The sequence below is a fragment of the Pontibacter populi genome (genome assembly GCF_040278685.1).
Classification (GTDB): Bacteria; Bacteroidota; Bacteroidia; order Cytophagales; family Hymenobacteraceae; genus Pontibacter; species Pontibacter populi.
Genome location: NZ_JBEOKT010000003.1, coordinates 260939 through 283811, shown reverse-complemented (window position 1 = coordinate 283811; position 22873 = coordinate 260939). Strand labels below are relative to the sequence as shown.

The 22873-nt window shown below is 45.1% G+C and carries 17 protein-coding genes; 4 read left to right on the top strand and 13 right to left on the bottom strand.

Going from position 1 to position 22873, the window contains the following annotated elements; all coding sequences use genetic code 11:
* Positions 1-34: 34 nt before the first annotated feature.
* From ABS362_RS04705 to dinB, 12 genes are all read right to left on the bottom strand, one after another.
* Complete coding sequence (locus ABS362_RS04705; RefSeq protein ID WP_350411168.1) at positions 35-715, bottom strand: hypothetical protein; 681 nt, start codon at positions 713-715, stop codon at positions 35-37.
* 202 nt (positions 716-917) lie between these two features.
* Positions 918-1259 carry a zinc ribbon domain-containing protein YjdM gene (locus ABS362_RS04700; RefSeq protein WP_350411167.1) on the bottom strand — a complete coding sequence of 114 codons (342 nt, stop codon included), beginning with the start codon at positions 1257-1259 and terminating at the stop codon, positions 918-920.
* A gap of 59 nt (positions 1260-1318) precedes the next feature.
* On the bottom strand, positions 1319-1870 hold the full coding sequence (locus ABS362_RS04695) for a hypothetical protein (RefSeq protein ID WP_350411166.1): 552 nt from the start codon (positions 1868-1870) through the stop codon (positions 1319-1321).
* A 92-nt stretch (positions 1871-1962) separates the two neighbouring features.
* On the bottom strand, positions 1963-2628 hold the full coding sequence (locus tag ABS362_RS04690) for a C39 family peptidase (protein WP_350411165.1): 666 nt from the start codon (positions 2626-2628) through the stop codon (positions 1963-1965).
* Between the two features lie 100 nt (positions 2629-2728).
* Positions 2729-3244 (bottom strand): WapI family immunity protein, encoded by a 516-nt coding sequence (locus ABS362_RS04685; RefSeq protein WP_350411164.1) that lies wholly within the window; start codon positions 3242-3244, stop codon positions 2729-2731.
* Positions 3245-3747: 503 nt separating this feature from the next.
* Positions 3748-4245: a DUF6438 domain-containing protein gene (locus ABS362_RS04680; RefSeq protein WP_350411163.1), complete on the bottom strand. Its 498-nt coding sequence runs from the start codon at positions 4243-4245 to the stop codon at positions 3748-3750.
* A 27-nt stretch (positions 4246-4272) separates the two neighbouring features.
* Complete coding sequence (locus tag ABS362_RS04675; protein WP_350411162.1) at positions 4273-4854, bottom strand: hypothetical protein; 582 nt, start codon at positions 4852-4854, stop codon at positions 4273-4275.
* Between the two features lie 111 nt (positions 4855-4965).
* A complete protein-coding gene (yidC, locus tag ABS362_RS04670; RefSeq protein ID WP_350411161.1) occupies positions 4966-6804 on the bottom strand; it encodes a membrane protein insertase YidC in 1839 nt (612 codons plus the stop codon).
* A gap of 27 nt (positions 6805-6831) precedes the next feature.
* Positions 6832-8445 (bottom strand): CTP synthase, encoded by a 1614-nt coding sequence (gene pyrG / locus ABS362_RS04665; protein WP_350411160.1) that lies wholly within the window; start codon positions 8443-8445, stop codon positions 6832-6834.
* 746 nt (positions 8446-9191) lie between these two features.
* The gene (locus tag ABS362_RS04660; protein ID WP_350411159.1) at positions 9192-10253 is read right to left on the bottom strand and encodes a PA0069 family radical SAM protein; all 1062 of its coding nucleotides are present in this window, start codon (positions 10251-10253) and stop codon (positions 9192-9194) included.
* Between the two features lie 205 nt (positions 10254-10458).
* The gene (locus ABS362_RS04655) at positions 10459-12954 is read right to left on the bottom strand and encodes a zinc-dependent metalloprotease (RefSeq protein WP_350411157.1); all 2496 of its coding nucleotides are present in this window, start codon (positions 12952-12954) and stop codon (positions 10459-10461) included.
* A gap of 520 nt (positions 12955-13474) precedes the next feature.
* Complete coding sequence (dinB, locus tag ABS362_RS04650; RefSeq protein WP_350411156.1) at positions 13475-14557, bottom strand: DNA polymerase IV; 1083 nt, start codon at positions 14555-14557, stop codon at positions 13475-13477.
* Positions 14558-15044: 487 nt separating this feature from the next.
* Between dinB and ABS362_RS04645 the strand changes: the two genes are divergently transcribed.
* The 4 genes from ABS362_RS04645 (at position 15045) to ABS362_RS04630 (ending at position 21597) form a co-directional block, all read left to right on the top strand.
* Positions 15045-18773 (top strand): Ig-like domain-containing protein, encoded by a 3729-nt coding sequence (locus ABS362_RS04645; protein WP_350411155.1) that lies wholly within the window; start codon positions 15045-15047, stop codon positions 18771-18773.
* A 79-nt stretch (positions 18774-18852) separates the two neighbouring features.
* A complete protein-coding gene (locus tag ABS362_RS04640; protein ID WP_350411154.1) occupies positions 18853-19689 on the top strand; it encodes an oxidoreductase in 837 nt (278 codons plus the stop codon).
* A 173-nt stretch (positions 19690-19862) separates the two neighbouring features.
* Positions 19863-20561, top strand: a complete 699-nt coding sequence (locus tag ABS362_RS04635) for a type 1 glutamine amidotransferase domain-containing protein (protein WP_350411153.1) — start codon at positions 19863-19865, stop codon at positions 20559-20561.
* 184 nt (positions 20562-20745) lie between these two features.
* Complete coding sequence (locus ABS362_RS04630) at positions 20746-21597, top strand: pirin family protein (protein WP_350411152.1); 852 nt, start codon at positions 20746-20748, stop codon at positions 21595-21597.
* 238 nt (positions 21598-21835) lie between these two features.
* On the opposite strand, the gene ABS362_RS04625 is transcribed toward ABS362_RS04630, so the two are convergent.
* On the bottom strand, positions 21836-22843 hold the full coding sequence (locus ABS362_RS04625; RefSeq protein WP_350411151.1) for a pseudouridine synthase: 1008 nt from the start codon (positions 22841-22843) through the stop codon (positions 21836-21838).
* Positions 22844-22873: the final 30 nt, after the last annotated feature.

Sequence of the window (22873 nt, the reverse complement as noted above, 5' to 3'; positions counted from 1 at the left end):
GTATGGCGCTGTTTTGTTAGATTTTAATAAGTGCTTATTTCAGCACGGCCGTCCAGGGTCTGTTATCATTTGGACCAAAGGTATACGTGCCGCTCATTGTGTTATTCTCTAAGGTGCCGGTGTGTACGTAGCTCGTTGGGTTTGGCTGAGATGCATCCAGAGTGTAAGTCAGTTCATTTCCGGTCATAGACCAGGTACCCTCTGTGTAGTAAACGCCAGGCTCAGCCGGCTCATCATATACAGTTGTTCCATCGGCATTAAAAGTTACATCTCCGTTCCAGGAGATAGTAGCAGTATGTGCAAAATGGAAATCCCAGGTGGTGCCTGCCAGACTACGGGTTTTCAACTCCACTGCATCACTGTAAAAAGTACCTTCAGCTGTTGTGGCGTAAATCTTAAAGAAGTAAGTGGTATTAGGGATAAGATCATTAACAGTAGCTGTAAAAGTGCTGTTAGCTTCTGTAGTTTTACTATCGGCTATAGTTGGGTTCCCGGTTGTATTCCAAACCAGCCCTCTTGCATCTACATCATTTCCCATGCCATCAACGTTTCCGCTAACTTCTAAGGTATTAAAAGTTGCATTGGCGTTAGCCTGGGTGGTAGCGCTCGTAACAGCCGGGTCGGGGTTCGCTTCTTCTTTGGTCTCTAAACAACTCACAAAGGCAAACATCATTACCATAAACCAGGCTAATCTTGCGCTCTTTCTAATATTCATACTTTTATAGTTTAAATGAAAGCCGAAGGTATGAATAATAAACCGATAATATATTTAAATCGTAATATATTATGTAGAAAAAATACTTTATGATATGCTCGTGGTTAAAAATGCACAGGTGCATGTTACCAATAAAACTAAAGCGCTGAACATTATAGTTTGTTCAGCGCTTCAGCTATAGTTTGTATAGTTTACGAACGTGTTAGGCCTTGCGTACAAATTCAGACTTAAGGCCCATCGAGCCAAAGCCGTCTATTTTACAATCGATGTTATGATCACCGTCTGTCAGGCGAATGTTCTTTACTTTTGTGCCAGCCTTTACAGGTTTCGGAGCACCTTTAACGGGTAAGTCTTTAATCACTACCACCGTGTCGCCGTCCTGCAATACATTTCCGTTCGAATCAACTACTTTTAATTCTGTGTCTTCTGCTACTTCATTTGGGTTCCACTCATTTCCGCACTCCGGGCAGGTATAGGTGTCGTCGCCTGAGGCGTAACCATAAGGCGAGCTACAGTTCGGGCATTGTTTCATTTCTTCAGGCATCGTATTTTTTAGTTTAAGTATTCTTGATTTTTGGGTGGTTCTATAGTTAGAGTCGCTTTTTAATGCGCTAAAGTTAAAGTTTGTAGTTTTCTTTTCTCTCTTACAGAAAATATAATTCCTGCGATCATGCCCACCAGACCACCTAAATAGCTGAAATTATGCATAGAACCTACAGCAATAAAGCTTTCTTTATCTATCAGATTTTCTGGAAACAACCAGTCAACGCCAGTACCTGACAAGTAAAACATGCCATAAGTGAGCCCAATCAGGCCAGTAAAAAAAGCTACAAGCATAGTTACTAAAAAAGCTTGCAATGTTACTTTAAACATCGATTTTCCGCTTCTGTGGATTAATCCGGTTAAGCCTAATATTAATCCGATTGGAACTCCCATCCACCAGATTGCCATAAAGCCGATGATGGAAACCTGTAGTCTTGGGTTTGGGAATACTGTTTCATATCCACTTTCTATAAGTCCGAATTGGTAGAACTTAAACTTGGTATAATATTCAGGTGAGATGGTGTATGTCAGCTGATCGTGAATGATTCCGTATAGTCCTCCTATCAAAGGAGCTATTATAAGAATCAATAAGAGTACAAGAAATTTCTTCATCTTGTTATTTTAATTACCCTCATGGTTAAGCTAAATGCTATAGCTGCCTCAGGAGGGCAGACCAATGCGATTTTTGTTACTCACTTGAGAATCTATTGACTTGCTACTAAAGCATACCATTCGTAAAAAGTAAAAATGCCTCCTTTTCTCCAAAAGCTCAGCAATTCTTTGGAGTTAAGTGTGAGGTTGCCAGGCAATGAACCATTTTCATCAACTACTAAGCCTTTTGATGCTTCCGGACACCAACTATCATAAATATAATATTCCTGCTTTTCTTTATTAAACCCAAATAAGGTCACATAATGTTGGTAAGAGTTTTTCTCACCTAGAATGATAATAGGTTTGCCTTGAGAAAGTCTTTCTTGTAAAAAGAGTAATCTTTCATTGTCTGAAAGTTTGTTTAGTTTAGCTATTTCTACATTCACGCCCTGCTCTTCCAACTGCCGGCTTAAACCAATCGGATGTGTTCCTTTTTCGAATATTCTCCAACCGATATTTTCAGAGTATTCGAATGAATCTACTTGTTTCCCTGTTAAGGCCCGGACAACTGCTGCTGTACTGAATGGACCGCAATAAGTCGAAATTTGTTTGTAGTTGTATTCAGAAGGGTAGTCGATATAGTGAAAGTCGGAAATATTTTGTGTCTTGTAGCCAGATACAGAAGTTCTATTCCAAATGAAGTAGCAGAGGCCAGCAATCAAGCAAGCTAATAGTAGCTTTTTCAGAAACCTCAGCGAATCTGGAAATTTCAATCTCATCTGTCTAAATATGAGTTGTTGTTATGATTACCTGCCAACGTACTGGGCTTACCGAAGGCGGGGTTTTCGGAGCACCATCCTGTTAAGCTACCACAAATGTTTATTCAGAGCTGAAAAGTTTCTGCCACCACGTCCGCCCCGCTTTTGGCAATGTGCTGTTCTTGACTGGCTTTCTTTCCGGATACTTATCTAATTCGTTTTTTAAGTCAGCAGAAATTCTTCTTAACTCTATATTGTCAGCGACAATGTCAACAAAATACTCTTTGTCGTCCGTTGCTGATTGCGGTCGGGATTCTAAGTCAAACTTTATTCTAATTTTTTTCTTTGGACTATCGAAAGAATTTAGCAGTTCAAAGGATAAGTTTGGTTCAGTAAATTCTTGATTAATATAGTCTGGCTTTATATTCCGTGATAAATCTTCGAACCAATTTATTAAAGTTCGAACTTCCCAAGTTGTCAAAGATGGGTCTACAGTCTGCCAGTGTCCGACTTTACTCTTTACGTTCAGATAAATATTTAACCAATTTCCGTCCCAGTCACCGTCACTAATGTCGGGATATTGGTAGTTGGTTATTTCCAACTCAACTGTCTGATTGTCTATTCCCGTAAAAGTCATTTCTGTTTTTCTTTAAGCTTGCCCATAACGTACTTGGCTAAAAAGTGCTTTAGTGCTTTTTAGGTGTGGTTATGTAAAGTTATCTTCTAATTCTATGTTCACTTCAAGTTTGGGCCAATGATTATGGCAAGAAGGACTAAAATTAAAAACGGAGTTGCTAAAACCACCCCAAGTTTATCCATGACCGTTTTTGTAGGTACTATTCCTTTGTGACAAGAATAAATAAGAACTATAGTTGAAATAACCCAAAAGATTATAATGAAGTATCCGTATCCCAATGAGGAACTAGGGTCTTGCTTCCCTAAATAATAGAGAAACAAAGTTATGGAGTAGAATACTATATTAAATCCTATAATTCTCAAGTTGTTTCTTAGCTAAAATTATACATAACTACCAGCTAAACCAAAACATACGCTTATCAGCACTATAGCTATAGTTAGTTTCTAGTCTGGCTACCTATTTCGGACAAGATAAATAAAATACAGGAAAGAAAAAGTCTATAGTTACCTGGCGGGCGTGGCTACATATTTCCAGATGAGTTGATGCATCTTCTCATTAAACTGAATGAGTTTTTCAGGTCCTCCTTCTTCGTGTTTTATGTGCTTTACTTCCTTGCCTGCCTCATAAAAGTAAAGATGCGTAGCCGGCATATCAGACCAGTCGGTTTTGTAGTAGTTCTGCAGGGTCTTATAGTTCAGTTCAGCCAGGTCGGTTTGCAATGCCTTCAGCTCATTTTCTGTAAGTTGAAAGGTAAGCGTATCCGTAACCGGAACATATTGGTGCCCGACAAAACGTACGGTACCATCTGTGTGCAGAAGCGCTTCGTAGGAGGGGCAGGTGCCAAAACAGGGCGTTTTCTGGAACATAAACCATGGCTCTGCAGCCTGGGCTGTAGTAGTAGCATGTTGGGCGCTACTCCTGCAACTTACTACACACAGCAAACCCGCAACTATAGTTAAGGTGATGAGTTGTTTTGTTATGTTAAATTGAAAGCTAATCATGTCTTATAGTTCACCTATAGTCTAATGTCATTTGATCTCGCGCAGTTTACCATCTACTAATTCATACGCCTGCGGAGCGCAATCCTTACAGTTATTGTAGTTTATAGTGGAGTCGGGTGGGTTAAGTATAAAAATGCGGCTGTTCGGGCTATACTTTGCGCCGGTGCTGCCCTCTATCTTTTCCACTATCTTTCCACTCTCGCGGTCAACTATGAAGTGCTGCTGGCAAGCTGTTCCGCACCCAACTGTAACCACCGTATATTTACCGGCAAAATTTACGCCCTTCGCCATTCCTTCACGCAAAGCGTTTTTAAATGCGTGGGCATCTGTGTGGCTGGCTTCATCGGCAGGGGCAAGTTTGCCGCGGTACATGTTGGCTACGTTATAGTTGCCGCTATTCTCGTACTCTTCGGTGGTTATGCGGTAACGCTGGTACAGGTCGGCATGCTCTTCCGAGCGCATCGAGATATTGGCAGAGTCGCGGTTTAGTTGCTTTTCGAGTTTAGGGTGGGTGCTGGCAATGCTTTTATCTTCGTCGGAGCCGGAGTTGCAGGCGCAAATTATAGTTACTGTCAGCAGCAGGAGCGGGTATTTAAGGTTCTTATACATGATCTTTTTCGTTACAGTCCTACATACGGCGCAGGCGCAACTATAGCCAAACAAAAAGCCTGTCTGCAATAGCAAACAGGCCTTTAATGTATAGTTTAGAATAACGCTGACTTATTTCTTAGCGCCTTTGTTCTTCTTTTGCTGCTCTTTTTCTGCGGCTGCACGCATGGCTTCCTGCATACGTTCTGTAAACGACGGGCCTTTTGTGCTCTTCTTGTCTTTACGTTTCTCTTTGTTGTCTTCCAGTTTAGAGCGCACTTTGCCTTCATCCACAAACTTACGGATAATGGCTTGCTGCCCGAACGTTACCATGTTAGAAACAAAGTAGTAGAACGAAAGACCTGCCGGGAACGAGTTCAGTACGAACATAAAGATAACCGGCATCAGGTAACTATAGAACTTCATGGCACCCTGCATCTGGGCGTTCATCTGGTTGTTTGACCAGGTATAAAGTATCGTAGAAGCCGTCATCAGCAAGGTAAACATACTCACGTGGTCGCCATAGAACGGAATCGTGAATGGCAGTCTTGCAAATACATCGTACGTCGAAAGGTCGGCAGCCCATAGGAACGGCTCCTGGCGCAGCTCTATCGAGTTCGGGAAGAAGTTGAACATCGCAAACAGGATAGGCAACTGCAACAGCATCGGAATACAGCCGCTCAGTGGGTTCACGCCCATCTCGTTGTAGAGCTTCATGGTCTCCATCTGCGTCTTCTGCATATCGCCGTCGTTACACTCTTTAATGGCATCGATCTCCGGTTTTAACACCTTCATTTTCGCCATAGAATAGAACGACTTATATGTAAGCGGGAAAAGCAGCGTTTTGATGTATAGTACCAGCAGGATGATGATGATACCATAGTTGCCGATATAGTTTTCCAGGAAATCGAATGCCGGGATGATCAGCCACTTGTTTACCCATGAAAAAATTCCCCAACCCAGGTCAAGGTTCTTCTCAAAATCGTCGCCTATGTTCTTCAGTATCTTGTAGTCGTTCGGGCCGAAGTAGTAAGTAAACGACGCTTTATCGTTCAGTACATCCTGTACCGGAATAAGCGCCTGCGACGCCATTGTTTTAACTATAACAGAGTCGGCAGGGTTGGTCTGTGTTTCTAGTTTGGCGCCAGCAAAGTTGTTATCGGCAATAATACCGGCCGTAAAGAAATTCTGCTTGTTGGATATCCATTTTACTGGCTCCTCCACCGTCATTTCTTCTTTGTCTTCTGAGATTGACAGGTAATCATGCCCATCCTCAACAGTCGCGAAGTTTATTGTTGTTTTGGCACGATTCTGCTTAATGTCGCGCTCCAGCTGTTTCACCTGGTCTGTCCAGGTATAGGTTAGGTTCTCGCCGCTCAGTTGGCCCTGTAAGCCTTCAAAATCAAGCTTATACCCTAACTGGAACGTCTCATCATACAGCGTATAGATCTGGTCGATGAACTGGCCGTTGCCCACATTGGCGCGGAAGGTAATAACCTGCGTGCTTACATCTTTAGCAGTTCCTTTTCTGATCTCAGAAGGAGTGAAGTACAGGTCCGACAGCTTTATCGTTTTACCATCCTTTGTAGTAAAAGCTATATCTGTTTTGCTGCTTTCCTTATCTACAAGTATAAGCGGCTCGCCTTGGTAAGTTTTATAGTTCTTCAGTAAAACTTCTTCTACCTGGCCACCTTTGGAGTTAAAAGTAATGCGGATGTTGCTGTTCTCGAGGGTGCTGGTGCTGGCTGAGCCGGTTGCTGCCGTTGCAAACGAACCCATTGTAGCAGCTTTTTGAGCCTGCGCCACCGAGTCGTCGGCAACTGCAGGGGTATCTTGCAATTGCTCTACTTTGGCTACCTGTTCTGTTGCCTGCTGTGTTGCTGCTTTTTCATCCGGTCCGGCAAAAAAGAACGAATATGCCAGTAGCAGGAGGGCAATCAGTCCGAAGCCAATAGCTTGATTTCTATCCATTTAATAAAGTGTGTAAAGTGTTATAGGTTACTTGGTTTGTGTATAGTTCATGGCCGCTTTCACAAATTTAGTGAATAACGGGTGCGGGTTAAGCACAGTGCTTTTCAGTTCCGGGTGGTATTGGGCTGCTACAAACCACGGATGGTTCTGTAACTCAATTATTTCCACAAGTCCTGTTTCCGGGTTTGTGCCTGTGGCCATCATGCCGGCTTCTTCAAAGGCCTGAAGATACTGATTATTAAATTCGTAACGGTGACGATGGCGCTCAGAGATCTTGGCTTTCCCGTAAATAGAATACGCTTTTGAGCCTTTCTTAAGTTCACAGGCATAAGCACCAAGGCGCATGGTACCGCCTTTCTGGGTAATTTCTTTCTGCCCTTCCATCAGGTCGATGATCGGGTATGGCGTTTCAGCGTCCATTTCGGTTGAATTGGCACCTTCCATACCTAGCACGTTACGGGCAAACTCTACGGCAGCACATTGCATGCCCAGGCAAATTCCGAAGAATGGTATTTTAGTTTCGCGCGCAAAACGGATGGCTTCCATTTTACCTTTAAAACCGCGCTCACCAAAACCTGGTGCTACCAATATACCATCCAGTCCCTGTAGTGCAGTAGCAACGTTATCAGGTGTAATGTTCTCAGACTGGAACCACTTCAGGTTTACTTTACACTCGTTGGCAGCGCCAGCGTGTATAAAGGCCTCCACTATAGATTTATAAGCATCCGGCAGCTCCACATATTTACCAACCAGGCCGATCTTTACTTCAGCAGTCGGGTTCTTAAGTCTTCCCAGGAATTCTTTCCAGCCTTCCAGTTCCGGTTCGCCTTTCTGTGCAAGTTTCAGTTTGCTTATTACGCGCTCGTCCAGCTTTTCCTTACGCATCAGCAACGGTACATCGTAAATGGTTTCCGCATCCAGCGACTCGATCACTGAATTCTGCTTTACGTTACAGAACAGCGCTATTTTCTTGCGCAGATCCATCGGGATCGGGTATTCGGAGCGGCAAACCAGTATATCCGGTTGCACACCTGCCTCAGACAGATCGCGAACAGAATGTTGTGTAGGTTTGGTTTTAAGTTCTCCGGCAGCTTTCAGGTATGGTACCAATGTCAGGTGAATCACGCATGTCTCGTTCACGCCAAGTTCCCAGCGCAACTGGCGAACAGCTTCTACAAACGGCAACGATTCAATATCCCCCACACAACCACCGATCTCAGTAATAACGATATCGTATTCACCGGTTTCACCAAGCAGCAACATACGACGCTTTATCTCGTCGGTAATATGCGGAATAACCTGTACCGTTTTGCCCAGGTAAGCGCCTTCACGCTCCTGCATGATCACATTATAATAAATGCGGCCGGTTGTTACGTTGTTTGCCTGGGAGGTAGGCACATTCAGGAAGCGTTCGTAATGGCCAAGGTCCAGGTCGGTCTCAGCGCCATCTTCGGTTACATAACATTCGCCGTGTTCGTAAGGGTTCAGGGTACCCGGATCTATGTTAATGTAGGGGTCGAATTTCTGAATAGTTACAGAGAATCCTCTTGCCTGCAGCAACTTAGCGAGAGAAGCGGAAATGATGCCTTTACCGAGCGAGGATGTTACACCACCGGTAACGAAGATATATTTAGTAGCCATAAGTTAGGTTAAACTTTATGGGCTACAAAGGTACACGTTTTATTTGATTATCCGGTAACGTGGAAGTATTGTTATAAATTTTGATTGTGACTGAGTAAGTTTTTAATGCGATATCTTAAGACCTGGCAGGGTGTTCAGCTCCTGCTAGCATATGGGTTTATATTTATAGTTTCTTTTGTCATTTCGAGCATAGCGAGAAATCTATCTTAGTTTATAGTTGGTTATAGTTGAGGTCTATGCTTGCTTTAACCAAGCTTTACTTCCATAGTTGCTTCTAATCCTGGGAGCTTTACTTGCCTATCGTTTCAACTCAGCTTTGGTGCCCTCGTGGCCGGGAGGCCCCGTCTTCGGGCATCGCGCTGCTGATTTGAAACTACCCTCGTGCCTCGGGTTGCCTGCGGCACCGCAACAAATCAAAGGCGCTCAACCCGAAGACTGTGATCAGTTCGATAGGTGATTTATAGTTAAGGGAAAAGCTATCGTTACATCGCATTATCGTGGTTATAGTTCCGTAGGGACAGGTCGCGACCTGTCCACTCGACAGGCTGTAACTATGAATCGATAACCTCAACTATAGCAAAGACAGAAAGTCCCCCTTTGAAGGGGGCGAAGGGGGATGTTAAACCGTACCAGATCGCTCACGCTGTTCGAGTGACAACATAAAAAGCAATATCAGAAAAACTCCCTTTCCTGTTTTGGGGGTAGGGGCCCTCTTCAAAAGGAGAGGGCTGGGGTGAGGTAAAACCTTAAAACAGCCCCAGTTGCTTGCCTTTGCTGGTACAGAAATGACTATAGTTGTAAGGTTTTATACTTCTGCCGGCCATGTACTTTTGTTTGCTCATTTTAAAGAGTTTAGCAATCGTTTCCGCAAATTTTCCTTCACCGCTCATGCGTGTTCCGAACCGGCTATCGTTTAACTGGCCACCATGGCAATCCGCGATCTGGTTCAGTACTTTCGGAGCCCGATCCGGGAAGGCCTGCGTTATCCAGTCTTCGAAAATTGGCCCTACTTCGCCGTTTAACCGAACTATAGTATAAGCCGCATTTTTAGCGCCGGCTTCAGCGGCCTGCTTTATGATCTGCGGAATCTCAGAGTCGTTAAGACCGGGTATAATAGGAGCGACCATCACATTCACAGGCAATCCGGCCGCGCTCAACTGCCGCACCACATCCAGACGTTTAGCACCGGTAGCAGTGCGTGGTTCCAGTTTCTGGCGTAGTTTTTCATCAAGAGATGTTATACTAATGTTCACGTGCACCAGGTCCAGTTTGTTCAGTTCTGTGAGCAGGTCAAGGTCCCGGAGTATAAGCGCGTTTTTAGTGATAATACTCACTGGGTGTTTATACTTCAGCAGCACTTCCAGAATACGTCGGGTCAGTTTCTTTTTGGCTTCGATGGGTTGGTAGCAATCGGTGTTGCCGGACAGCATAATGGGCATGGGTTGCCAGTTTTTGCTTTCGAGTTGCTTTACCAGTAGCTCCGGCGCATTCTCTTTAACTATAATCTTGCGTTCAAAGTCCAGGCCGGCGCCGTAGCCCCAGTACTGATGTGAGTTACGGGCATAACAATACACACAGCCATGTTCGCAACCCTGGTAAGGGTTCAGCGAATAGCCCATTCCCAGGTCTGGACTATCTATTTTGTTAACTATAGTTTTAGGATGTGTTAGCAGAAATTCGGTTTTGGAATCTGAAAACATCGGCTCGTCCAACCCTTCAATGTGTTCGGTTACATATTCCTGTTTCAGGTATTTATTGGCAGGATTGTACTGTGCTCCACGTCCTTTCAAAAAATCTTCCGGTTTCATGGTGCTAATATAGTTAGAAAAACTAAATTATTTAGCATGTTTAGTTTGTCGTTTTAAGATTTAGTAACAGCTAATACGACTGTGATCCCTCTTTTTTCAGGCTAAGAAATACCAAACACTAATGATCTTAAAAATCAGAAACAGGTAATAAAAAAGCACCGGCTCAGAAGAACCGGTGCTTTATAACCAAAACTATAGTTTAAACTTAGCTTTTCGGGTTCAGGATATTTTCAATGCGTACCAAGGCATCCTGTAGGTGATATTTCGTCATGGTATCGCTGGTTTTAGCAAGCGATGATCTGATCTGGCTACGTAGTGCTGTAAGTTCACCGCGTACCATCGGTCGAATATCGGACTGTGCTACGTTTACCGGAGTGCCACCTCTGCCAAATCGTGCAGCTGCAGTTTGTTCCTGGTCTTTCATCAAAAACTCCATGCGCTCTAAATAGCCACGCTGCAGGTTGCGGCGGTAGATATCAATAGACTTACCAGTCGAAACTTCAGACCACAAACCCTTACGCAGGTCAGCCATCATTTCAGGTAAAGTATACGCTTTCGCACCTAATGTAGCTTGTGCTTCCAACAGACGTGCCATACGGCCCGGCTCCAGCAGGTTGTTTACAATGCTTACCTGTGCGGTACGTATGCGGTCTACGGTACCAGCCGATTCAAACTTGCGGATTATAGTTTCGTCCAGCATCCAGGTTGGTGTTGAAAGACCCTGCTCTGTCAGGAACTTCATAGCGCGCTTCTGCTTTTCTTTAGCAACCGGCTCATACACGTTTCCTTTCTGACCATAGGTTTTGTAGTTCTCATACACACCACCTACGTTAGCCGTTACGTGGCCCATGTAGCGGTTCCACTGGCCCAAAACCTGGCCGTACATTTCCTGCAGGTCAGCATAGTCCTTGTTCTCTTGTGCCGTCCAGGTTATCAGGTTTGGCATAATGCGCTTCAGGTTGGCAATACCATACGTGCTGGCAAGCATGGCATCATCGCCTAAATCTTCTGTCTGCGAAGATGGGTCGATCGGGTTACCCTGCTGGCGACCGAAACGGTACATCGGGTCGTTCTCATGCTGTCTGATCCAGGCATTCAGTTTTTCAGTGTTATCGTGGCCGTTTGTCTCCGGGAAATAAGTATAACCCCACTTTACAGAATATTTGTCATAGATACCGATGCCTGGCATCAGGGCAACGCCGTTATCTTCGGGCTGCGCGATATAGTTGAATCGGGCATAGTCCATGATAGAAGGAGCAGTACCGTTCTTCTTGGTGAACTCAGCATCACGTAGTTTCTCAACCGGGTAAGCAGCGCTTGAGCCCATGTTGTGTGGCAAACCAAGTGTGTGACCAACTTCATGCGATGATACGAAACGGATCAGTTCACCCATCACTTCGTCGCTGAACTGTACTTTACGTGCATCCGGGTTAATGGCAGCAGTCTGTATAAAATACCAGTTACGAAGCAGGTTCATTACGTTGTGGTACCAGCCGATGTGGCTTTCCAGGATCTCGCCAGAGCGTGGGTCGTGTACGTTCGGACCGTATGCATTCTGAACATCCGAAGAGAAATAACGGATAACAGAGTAACGCGCATCTTCGGTGCTGAACTCCGGATCTTCCTCAAAAGAAGGAGGATCTTTGGCAATGATCGCATTTTTAAAACCGGCAGCTTCAAATGCTTTCTGCCAGTCTTCCACACCTAGTTTCAGGTATTTTCTCCATTTTACCGGGGTGGCAGGGTCAATGTAATAAACGATCGGCTTTACAGGCTCAACCAGTTCGCCACGGGCATAGGCTTCTTTGTCTTTCGGCTCCAGTCTCCAGCGCACAATGTAACGGCGGGCTGCTGCACGCTGCTCATCAGTACCATAGTCTGTCTGCGAAATAGTGAAGAAACCAACACGCTGATCGAACTTACGGGAAGCCATCGGCTTTTCAGGCAGCAATATCATCGAGTGGTTCAACTCTAACGATATTGTACCGGTACTTGAGTTAGATGGAGCATTGGTAGCTTCATAGGTCATCAAAGAACGGGCTTCGATGTTGGTCGGGAAGCTTTTAACACTCTCGATAAAAGAGCGCTTATCGTCAAGACGCTTTACTTTATACGTGTCGCGGTTACGCTGGTCCAGGCCCAGGGCAGGCACATCTTTCGAGAAAAAATCTGTTACCTCTACTACAGAAGCAGCGCCATTAAATGCCTTGATATCGAAAGCCTGAATAACAGGAGCCAGGTTAGAATTTTGTACCGAGTGGTAGATCTCCAGGGTATCTGCTGCTACGTTCTCGTAAGAAATAACGCGCAGCAAAATGCGGTTGCCTTTCTTTTCCCAGCGCAACATCTGCTTGTTCAATTCTTCGCCGCCATAGCCAATATTGGTAGCCGTTTTCGCAATGCGGCTTACCATCAGCATATCGCGGCCTAAAAGCGTATCCGGAATCTCGTAGTAATACTTGTCATCCTGGCGATGCACTTTAAAAAGACCTTCGTCGGTTACAGCTTTTTCAGTAATTACCTGGCTGTAAGGCTTTGGCAGACCATCATCTTTTTTAGGAGCCTGGGCAGGGGGAACAGCTGCAACTTCCTGCTTTTCTTTTTTCTTTTTCTTGCTCTTCTGGGCAAAAGCCGGTGGTGCTATAGTTGCACCAGCTAGCAGTAATGCCACTAAAGGAGCAAAGTGTAATTTTTTACTCATGGGTTAATACAAAAGGTTAGTTAGATTGGTTTATGCAATAAAGGTTTGTGTTATTCTTAGAATGATTGATGCCAGAACGCAAATTGCCCTACATCTTTTGTTAAGACTCCAAGATAATGGTTTGGTTTAATCAGTTACTAAGATTTTTAAGATTAGAGGATAAACAGGGTTTTTAATTCTGCTAAATGGATTAATGAAATGTGTTAAATATTTTTCCTTTTGGTCTGCCAGTTTTTTTACTGCCAGATTTGCTTTTTTAACTATCTGGTTTTGATCACAGGCTGGGTGAATTTATTATAGTTGCTTAAAGATGTTAACTATAAAAGATGTTTCGTATTTTATCTAGCTATAGTTTATGCCCTTGCTGCGTGTTTTCACCAGCAAGTGTAAAGCGCCAGGCAATTGGATTGTTGGTGAAAACACCAACAACGGCTCGTTTTCTCCTTTATAAACTATAAACCTTAAACAAGGTCATAGTTCAGTTATTTCCTGTCCATCCCTTAATCTTAAAAATCTTAGTCTAAAACTCCAGCGTGAACTGGTAACCTTCCTGCAGGCGGTCGTGCTGGTAAAGGAGGGAGCTAACGGAAATGCCCAGCAAACGAATCGGGAACTGTGGTAACTGTGGCGAGCGCAGCAGGTCGCGGGCAACAGTAAAAATAGCATCTTCGGCACTAAACTCGCTCAGAAAAGTCTTGCTACGGGTATTTAAGGTAAAGTCGAAATATTTGATCTTGAGGGTAATGGTTCGGGCAGTGGCTTTCAGGCGTTCCATATCCTGGGCTACTTCTTTGGCCAGGTATTGCAACTGCTCCAGCATGGCCTCTTCTTCGGCAATGTCAGTTTCGAAAGTGCGTTCAGAGCCAATGGATTTACGGATGCGGTGCGGCTGTACGTCGCGTTCGTCCTGGGCGCGGGCAATGCGATAGTAGTAGCTGCCTACTTTACCAAAGTTGCGGATCAGTTCTGCTTCGGAGCGCTCGCGCAGATCGGCACCTGTTACAATGCCCATGCTTTGCATTTTAGCTGCCGTAACTTTGCCAATCCCATGAAATTTGCCGATATCAAGGCTTGCAACAAGGTCCTCAGCTTTGTCGGGAGTGATGAGCGTAAACCCGTTGGGCTTGTTCATGTCCGAAGCGATCTTGGCCAGGAATTTATTATAAGATACCCCTGCTGATGCCGTAAGCCCGGTTTCTTCAAAAATGCGCTGCCTGATCTGGTTAGCAATTATAGTGGCAGAGGGCATCCCGATCTTGTTTTCAGTCACATCCAGATACGCTTCATCCAGCGAGAGTGGCTCCACCAGATCGGTATAAGCAAAGAAGATTTCCCTGATCTGACGTGAAACAGCACTGTACACATCAAACCGGGCTTTCACAAAAATAAGGTGTGGGCACCGCTGGGCTGCAATTTTAGAGGCTAAAGCAGAATGCACACCATATTTCCGGGCTTCGTAACTAGCGGCTGCTACCACGCCTCTTGCCCGCGAACCACCAACAGCCACCGGTTTGCCGCGCAGCTCCGGGTTATCGCGCTGCTCCACCGACGCAAAAAAAGCGTCCATGTCAATGTGAATGATCTTACGGATGGGCTGGCTCAACGGGTAAACTATAGCTGAAGTGTTCCAACAAATTTAACGATAAACCCGCAAGTTATAAACTATAGTTAACTGTTTGCTCAACTATAAATCATCATTTCAAACCTAATAAAGTAATCATCAAAACTAGGTAAAATTAAACTATTCTATTATAAGATTTAACTTATAGGTTAAATTTAAGTATACCAATATCTTGAGTGTACAGTTTTTGTCCGCAATATTTTGATTTGAGTATAAGGTCTGTAACATTCATTGATTTAATTACTTGCGCTGTTTAGTTCTCACTTTTTGATCCGCCTCTATGAAACAAAATTTACTCCTATTCCATCTTATTTACAGAGCACTCCCACAAAAAAGCAGAATCCGGATCGGCAATTTGCCGGGTTATATTTTGCTGGCTCTTTTTCTTGTAGGGTTTTCAAATCCTGCATCAGCACAACTTACTGAAATCTGGCGAACACCAGCTTTGACCGGTTCCGGACAGGAGAGTATGAACATTGTTTCTCAGGCAGTAGATCATGAGCAGAACCTTGTAGTGCTGGGCTATACCGGGGCAAACTCGCCGGAAAGAAAAGTAGTGCTGCACAAGATAAACCAGGAAGGAACTATAGTCTGGGCCAGAACTTATACCGGCGAGCCGGGGAGCATATCAAACAGTCCTTCTGCTTTAAATATAGATAGTAAAGGCAATATTTATGTGTCGGGTACCAGCGATATGGTGGGTACCTATAAACGGTTTTTGATAAGATATTCTAGTGACGGAGCATTTGCCTGGAGCAAACTTTATAGTTACGATTCAGGGATAAATAGCCTGCAAAGCTTTAAGGTAGGTGCCGATGATGCCATTTATCTGACAGGAACTATAACTACAGACCAGAAAAGGAATATCAGAACCCAGAAGTTAGATGCAACAGGTGCTGTTGTGTGGGAGAAGCTATATGAGCCGGAAATATTTGAAACGGGTTATGAAACTACTTTAGAGGTAGATAATAAAGGCAGCGTTTATGTAGCAACCAATGCCAGAGGTTATTATTCAAGCTACAACTTTACGCTGATCAAGTATAGTGCAGCGTTAGGGGAACAAATGTTTACACAGCAGTACGGAAGCGGCACCTTACGGGAGGAGTTGAACAAAATTAGTGTTTCGCCAACGGGTAATATATACGTTTTTACAAGTGCTAAAAGTCCAAGTAGCGGGAATTACAATGATCTGTACATGTATGTTTTGTCAGGCACAGGTACCTTATTAAATAAGGTAAGAGTAGGTGATGGAATTCAGATTAGCCAGGGTATTCCTATTTTTAATGTTAATGATGTCGAGTTTAATGCAGATAATGAGCTGATCCTTCTGGGTACTAATGCCAGGTACAGGTCTCATTATGATTACTTTATGTCAAAATACAGTGCTGATGGCACAAGGGTGTGGTTGAAAACTTTAAATGTTTACGAAGGAAGCAATATAAAACAGTTTGTATCCAGAGAATTAGCTATTCTGGATAATCAGGAGATAGCAGTGATTGGTGATTATTCGGTTTTTATAGAAATAAATGGTTTCCCGCCTGTCAGAAATGTAATCGAAAAGTCGAAGCTTATACTGGCACTCTTCGACCAAAGCGGGAATGAAACCTGGCGCTATTTAAATCAAAAGAATAACGATGTCGAAAACTATGGCACCGGAATAAGTAAAATTGGAGGAAGAAGTGTTTACGCAACAGGTGGCATAGCTGGTACACAGCCAAGTACATTTGCCATGAAGTTTGCTGACTGTTCTGGTTTAACCGCTAATGCCGGCACTGATAAGGAAATTTGTACAGGTAGCAGCGTACAACTCCAGGCTGCAGGTGGAACTACCTATAGTTGGGCTCCCGCAACAGGTTTATCAGCTACAAATATTGCCAACCCGGTTGCCACACCTGCTGTAACTACTACCTACACAGTAACGGTTACCAATGCCGAAGGCTGCACGGCTACCGATGAAGTAGTTGTTAAAGTGAATGAAAAACCAACTGCAACTATAATTGCCGGCGGCGAAACTACCTTCTGCCAGGGCGGGTCTGTAGTTCTTACAGCTAATTCAGGCACAGATTACAGTTACCAATGGCTTAAGAACGGCACACCTGTAAACCAGGCAATAACTAAAACATTTACTGCCACTACTGCCGGTGACTATGCCGTTATAGTTAAAAATGCGGAGGGCTGTTCAGCTACATCAGCTATTGTTAAAGTTAGCGTAACAGCAGCGGTAACAGCATCAGCTGGGGCAGATGAAGAAATTTGCGCAGGAGCTAATGTGCAGTTACAGGCAACAGGCGGCACTACGTATTCATGGTCGCCGGCTACTGGCTTATCAGCTACCAATGTGGCAAACCCTGTGGCTTCACCAACCACTACAACTATTTATACAGTTACTGTAAGCAACGCCAATGGCTGCTCTGCCACCGACCAGGTTATTGTAAAAGTAACTGCTAACCCTACGGCAACTATAACTGCAAATGGCGCCACTACTTTTTGCGAAGGCGGCTCTTTGGTTTTAAATGCGAACCAGGGCACAGGCTATAGTTACCAGTGGTACAAAGATGGCAACCCGATAAATCAGGCAACAGGCAGTAGTTTTACCACTTCTGCAGCCGGAGATTTTACAGTTAAGGTTACGATGAGTAGTGGTTGTTCAGCAACGTCATCACCGTTAAAAGTTACGGTTAACAAACCAGCTACCGTAGTGGCAGGAACAGCCCAAAGTGTTTGTGCCAATGCCGCAGCCTTTACACTGTCAGGGTTCAGCCCGGCAGGTGGTACTTGGTCAGGGACAGGGGTGAGTGCAGCAGGTTTATTTAACCCGGCAACGGCAGGAGTGGGAACCCATACCTTAACCTACACTGTAAACCAGAACAACTGCAGCGCTACCGCGACCAAAACGATAACGGTTACACCGACAGTAAACACACCGGGTGCTATAAACGGTACAACAACTGTATGTTCGGGTGCAACAAACCTGGCTTATACTATAAATGCAGTTGCCGGCGCAGAAAGTTACACCTGGACCGTTCCAGGCGGCTTTACCATCACATCAGGGCAGGGAACAACTTCTATCAAAGTAACGGCAGGTGGCAGCAACAGTGGCAACATAACGGTTACGGCAAGCAACGGCTGCGGCACATCTGCGCCGGCAACTATAGCTGTAAACCTGAGCACGCTGGCCGCGGCAACTATAACCCCGGAAGGTACTACCACTTTTTGCGAAGGCGGCTCGGTAACCTTAAAGGCAACAGCAGGGGCCAACTATAGTTACCAGTGGATGCGCAACGGCACGGCTGTTTCAGGAGCTGCTTCAGCTAACTACACCGCCACTACATCCGGCAACTATACCGTCAGAATATCCAACGGGAACTGTTCTGAAACTTCCTCTCCGGTAGCAGTAAACGTAACAGCTTCTATCAGTAATAATGCTATCTCATCTGGTAACCAGAATGTGTGTGTCGGAGCAGCTGTGGCAAACCTGCAGGGGAGTGTACCAACTGGCGGATCAGGAAACTATAGTTACCAATGGCAGCAAAGCAGCGAAGGGACTACTTTCAGCGCTATCAGTGGAGCCACATCCCAAAACTATAGCCCTGGCAATTTGAGTAACACTACCTGGTTTAGAAGAGTGGTGACGGCAGGCGGTTGCAGCAGCACCAGCGATGCTGTTAAAGTAACTATAAATGCTGCACCAACTGTTACGCTGGCCGCATTGAATAAAGTTTGCACTGATGATGAAGCCCTGACTTTAGCAGGCGGGCAACCGGCAGGCGGAACCTACAGTGGCACCGGGGTAAATAATGGCGTTTTCAGTCCGGCAACGGCAGGGGCAGGCGAACATATTATAAGCTACACCTTTACCGATGCCAGCGGTTGCTCGGCTACGGCTACGCAAACTATAGTTGTGGAAGAAGCATGTAACGTAACCGGCGTAGAAGACGATGAGCCTCCACATAAATTTGCCTACTTCCCGAATCCGGCCAAAGACAAACTGACCCTGGAAGTACAACTTCCGGACAGAACCGATGTAACGATACAGTTAATTGATGCACGCGGCAGTGTTGTTCATCACCAGGACTATACCGGGCAGATCGGTGGTTTTAAAACTATCCTCCAACTCCAGAACAAAGCCCGGGGCATGTACTTCCTGCGCTTCACAACCAAAGACGGCAGCTACAACCGAAAAGTGCTGCTGTGGTAAAAAGTAGGTTTATGTTGCTGCAAACTATAGTTTACATAACCGTATAGCTATAGTTTGCAGCAGTACATATTGGTTAATTATGAGCGGAAAAGTCTGGTTTATAACAGGAGTATCAAGTGGATTTGGTCGGACGCTGGCCGAAGAAGTAGCCCGAAACGGCGATAAAGTAATTGGTACAGTTCGCCAACTGAGTCAACTGGCAGAATTTAACAACATCTCTCCCGGCAACACCTTTGCTTACCTGATGGATGTGACCAACCCCGATGGCGTAAAGGCAACTATAGAAGCTGCTTTCAACCATTTCGGTCGCCTGGATGTGCTGGTAAACAACGCCGGTTACGGTTTTCTGGGAGCCGTGGAAGAAGCAACTATAAAAGACTTCAAAGAAGTAATGGAAACCAACTTTTTCGGGGCGCTGCAGGTAACGCAGGCTGTTTTGCCTTACATGCGGAAGCAGGGTAGTGGCCGCATCCTGCAAATGTCGTCGGTAGCTGGTTTCAGGGCTACAGCCGGGTTTGGTGTGTACAATGCGAGTAAGTTTGCTTTGGAAGGCATGAGTGAAGCGCTGGCGCTGGAAGTTGCTCCGCTGGGTATAAAGGTAACTATAGTAGAGCCCGGGCCTTTCCGGACTAACTTTGCCGGATCGAGTATAAAAACTGCCAGACAGGAAATGCCGGAATATGAAGGTACAGCCCGCGTTTTCAAGAACAATATTTTAGGCTATGCCGGTCAGCAGGAAGGCGACCCGCAGAAAGCAACGCAAGTGCTGATGCAGCTAGTGCAGTCTGACGCTCCGCCGCTGCGTTTGCCGCTTGGGCCAACCGCCATCACAGCCGTGAGAAATAAAATACAGCAGGTTTCCCAGGATCTGGATACCTGGGAAACTATAGCTGCAAAGACCTCCTTCGACGAGTAAAGCAACTATAATCCATCAGTGATTTTCTTAAATCAGCCTGTCGTTTTTTTTAAATGATAAGTAGAGGGGCAATTCAGTCGAAAAGATCAGATTCAGCTATAGAAAACATATTTCCATCCACGGGGTTAAATAAGATACAGTCACTAAACCAATTATTAACCAAACTATAAGCTATGAAAGTATTATTCGTCCTGACATCACATGACAAACTTGGCGATACCGGCAAGAAAACAGGTTTCTGGGTAGAAGAATTTGCGGCTCCCTACTATACTCTTGCAGATGAAGGCGTAAAGATTGACCTGGCATCGCCAAAAGGAGGTCAGCCGCCCATCGACCCGAAAAGCACAGAGCCAGATGCGCAGACACCAGCTACCAAACGTTTTTACGAAGACGAGGACCTGCAACACAAATTATCACGCACCAAAAAACTGACCGAAGTAAATGCTGAAGATTACGATGCAGTTTTCTACCCGGGCGGCCACGGGCCACTTTGGGACTTAGCCACAGACAAAGACTCGATTAAACTGATAGAAGACTTTATGCGCCAGGAAAAACCGGTTGCGGCAGTATGCCATGCGCCTGCTGTATTAACAGGTGTAAAAACAGCTACTGGCGAACCGCTTGTAAAAGGCAAAAAAGTAGCCGGCTTTACCAACTCCGAAGAAGAAGCGGTGCAGCTTACTGATATTGTTCCGTTTTTATTGGAAGATAGGTTGAAAGAACTGGGTGGCAATTATAGCAAAGGCGACGACTGGCAGCCACACGTTGTTACCGATGGCTTGCTGATAACAGGGCAAAACCCGGCATCGTCGGAGCCGGCGGCAGAGAAATTGCTTAAAATGCTGCAGGAGCGGCAGGTCAGCGCTAAATAAACGATAACCGTATACTATAGCATCAGTGTAGCGAAAGATCCCACCAGGCGAACTATAGTTTGGTGGGATTTTTATGTTCAGTAGGTTTAATGTTTTTTAATAAATCTATAGTTGTGAAGTAGCAAGTTTAAACAATATGTTTAGTTTTATGTAGCTACATTGATTGGATAAAGAATCAACAGACATGAGAAAGATCAAAAAAATATATAAAGCGGTTTCGGCCCCGATGGGTGACCTGGTAACTTACCGGGCGCTGCCAACCAGAGAAGTAGAGTACATCGATCCGTTCCTGTTCCTGAACCACCACGGCCCACAGGTGTATAAGCCCGGTAATAATGGACTGCCTTTTGGTCCGCACCCGCACCGCGGTTTTGAGACGCTTACATTTATACTGGATGGCGACATTATGCACCAGGACACCGGCGGCGGGCAGGATGTAATAGAAGCCGGCGGTGTGCAATGGATGACAGCAGGCTCCGGTTTGATTCATGCCGAAATATCTTCTGAAAAGTTTAAAAAGGAGGGAGGTCCGCTCGAGATTCTGCAACTATGGTTTAACCTGCCAGCCAAACACAAAATGGCCAAACCAAACTATATCGGCTTGCAGAAATCTGAAATTCCGGTTGTAAAAGAAGATAATGGCAAGGTAAATGTAAATGTGATCTCGGGAAGTTGGGACGACACAAAAGGTCCGATACCGTCGTTGAGCGATATATACATGGCAAGTATAGAACTACAGGCCGGCGGCAGCTTTAGCACAACTATAGCCTCGGACAGGAATATCTTTTTTTACGTGGTGCGCGGCGCTGTGAACGTAAATGGTGAAAAAGCAGCAAAGCTACAACTTGTAGAGTTCATCAACGATGGCGAAGAGCTAAAAGTAGAAGCGCTGGAAGACAGCTATATCCTGCTTGGCCATGCCAAACCATTCAACGAGCCGGTGGTATCGCATGGGCCATTTGTAATGAACACCGAAGAAGAAATTCACGAAGCATTCCGCGATTACCAGGCAGGCAAAATGGGGGTCTGGAAATAAGCGAAGTGTTTTGGTAAACTATAGTTTTACTGACCTGTCATTCCGAATGAAGTGAGAAATCTGGATAGAACTATAGCTGTAAAACAAAAAGGGTGTGGCTTAAGCCACACCCTTTTTGTTTATAATTTATGCATCAACTATAATGCTCTATTGGGATAAAAAAACACCTGCAATTGTATAATATGAAAGCCTTCGGAAGTCACTAACTCCTAAACTCTCTAACTCCCAAACTATAAAGCTATCTGCCGCGTTTCGGGCCGCCGGTTCCTTTGCGGTTAGCACCAGGGGCTGAACTGTTTCTGCCAGGTCCGCCCGGTCTCGACGAAGTTGGTCGGCTGGCACCACGGGCGCCTTTTGTACTGGCTGCGCCACCTTTAGATGCTTTTGTTTCCTTAGGTTTACTTTTACCAATTCGTGGTGTGGTGCCTACCTTGCTTATTTTATTAGCAGCTGCTGTTTGCGGTGCTCCATCTCTTCTGGCTGGTCTGTCAGAGCCGTATTTCGATTCGCGGCTTTTGCCAAACTCTTCTTTTGGCGCCTTACCGGTAGCGATACTTCTCAGCAGATCAACTTCTGTTTTAGTAAGCGTTCGCCAATGGCCGCTAACCAGCTTTGTTAAGGTAATCGTCTCTATGCGGATGCGCTGCAGGTGAACCACGTTGTAGCCCAGGTCTTCGCAAAGCATTTTAATGTTATGGTTGGTACCTGGCGTAAGCACAATTCTGAAACGGGTAGAGCCTTCTTTTGAGATGAAGGTTTTCTGCAGCTTTTCACCTTTGTCGTTCTCGCCTCCGCCTATCAGCTTGGCAATAAACTCAGGCGTGATCATCTTATCAACGGTGACAATGTACTCTTTCTCGAAACGGTTATCGAAGCGGGTGATCTTGCGTACCAGTTCGGTGTCGTTGCTAAGGATAACCAGACCTTCGTGGCCGCGCTCCATGTAACCTGCAGGCTCCAGCGAAGCCGGGTAATTTATCGCCTTCACCACATTGTCGCGTATCTCAGGATCTGATTTGGCAGACATGCCCGCAGGCTTATTAACTACCAGGAAAGCAGGTAATTCTTCGCGCACCCGCACGATCTGGTCGTCAATCCTCACTTTATCTTTAGGAGTAACCAATACGCCCGGAGCCGGTAATTTGCCGTTCACGGTTACACGTTCTTCCTCAATCAGTCTGTCTGCTTCACGTCTGGAGCAAAAACCGCTGTCACTTATAAATTTATTTAATCTCTTAGGTTCCATGGTACAGTATGGCGTGTTGGTCTGTTGGGT

Excerpts from the sequence above, each read along its gene's own strand:
- ABS362_RS04630 (WP_350411152.1), top strand. The coding sequence starts at position 20,746 with ATGAGAAAGATCAAAAAAATATATAAAGCGGTTTCGGCCCCGATGGGT.
- ABS362_RS04660 (WP_350411159.1), bottom strand. The coding sequence starts at position 10,253 with ATGAAACCGGAAGATTTTTTGAAAGGACGTGGAGCACAGTACAATCCT.
- ABS362_RS04625 (WP_350411151.1), bottom strand. The coding sequence starts at position 22,843 with ATGGAACCTAAGAGATTAAATAAATTTATAAGTGACAGCGGTTTTTGC.
- ABS362_RS04695 (WP_350411166.1), bottom strand. The coding sequence starts at position 1,870 with ATGAAGAAATTTCTTGTACTCTTATTGATTCTTATAATAGCTCCTTTG.
- ABS362_RS04690 (WP_350411165.1), bottom strand. The coding sequence starts at position 2,628 with ATGAGATTGAAATTTCCAGATTCGCTGAGGTTTCTGAAAAAGCTACTA.
- ABS362_RS04635 (WP_350411153.1), top strand. The coding sequence starts at position 19,863 with ATGAAAGTATTATTCGTCCTGACATCACATGACAAACTTGGCGATACC.
- ABS362_RS04640 (WP_350411154.1), top strand. The coding sequence starts at position 18,853 with ATGAGCGGAAAAGTCTGGTTTATAACAGGAGTATCAAGTGGATTTGGT.
- ABS362_RS04700 (WP_350411167.1), bottom strand. The coding sequence starts at position 1,259 with ATGCCTGAAGAAATGAAACAATGCCCGAACTGTAGCTCGCCTTATGGT.
- ABS362_RS04685 (WP_350411164.1), bottom strand. The coding sequence starts at position 3,244 with ATGACTTTTACGGGAATAGACAATCAGACAGTTGAGTTGGAAATAACC.
- ABS362_RS04675 (WP_350411162.1), bottom strand. The coding sequence starts at position 4,854 with ATGTATAAGAACCTTAAATACCCGCTCCTGCTGCTGACAGTAACTATA.
- ABS362_RS04705 (WP_350411168.1), bottom strand. The coding sequence starts at position 715 with ATGAATATTAGAAAGAGCGCAAGATTAGCCTGGTTTATGGTAATGATG.
- ABS362_RS04680 (WP_350411163.1), bottom strand. The coding sequence starts at position 4,245 with ATGATTAGCTTTCAATTTAACATAACAAAACAACTCATCACCTTAACT.
- yidC (WP_350411161.1), bottom strand. The coding sequence starts at position 6,804 with ATGGATAGAAATCAAGCTATTGGCTTCGGACTGATTGCCCTCCTGCTA.
- pyrG (WP_350411160.1), bottom strand. The coding sequence starts at position 8,445 with ATGGCTACTAAATATATCTTCGTTACCGGTGGTGTAACATCCTCGCTC.
- ABS362_RS04645 (WP_350411155.1), top strand. The coding sequence starts at position 15,045 with ATGAACATTGTTTCTCAGGCAGTAGATCATGAGCAGAACCTTGTAGTG.
- ABS362_RS04655 (WP_350411157.1), bottom strand. The coding sequence starts at position 12,954 with ATGAGTAAAAAATTACACTTTGCTCCTTTAGTGGCATTACTGCTAGCT.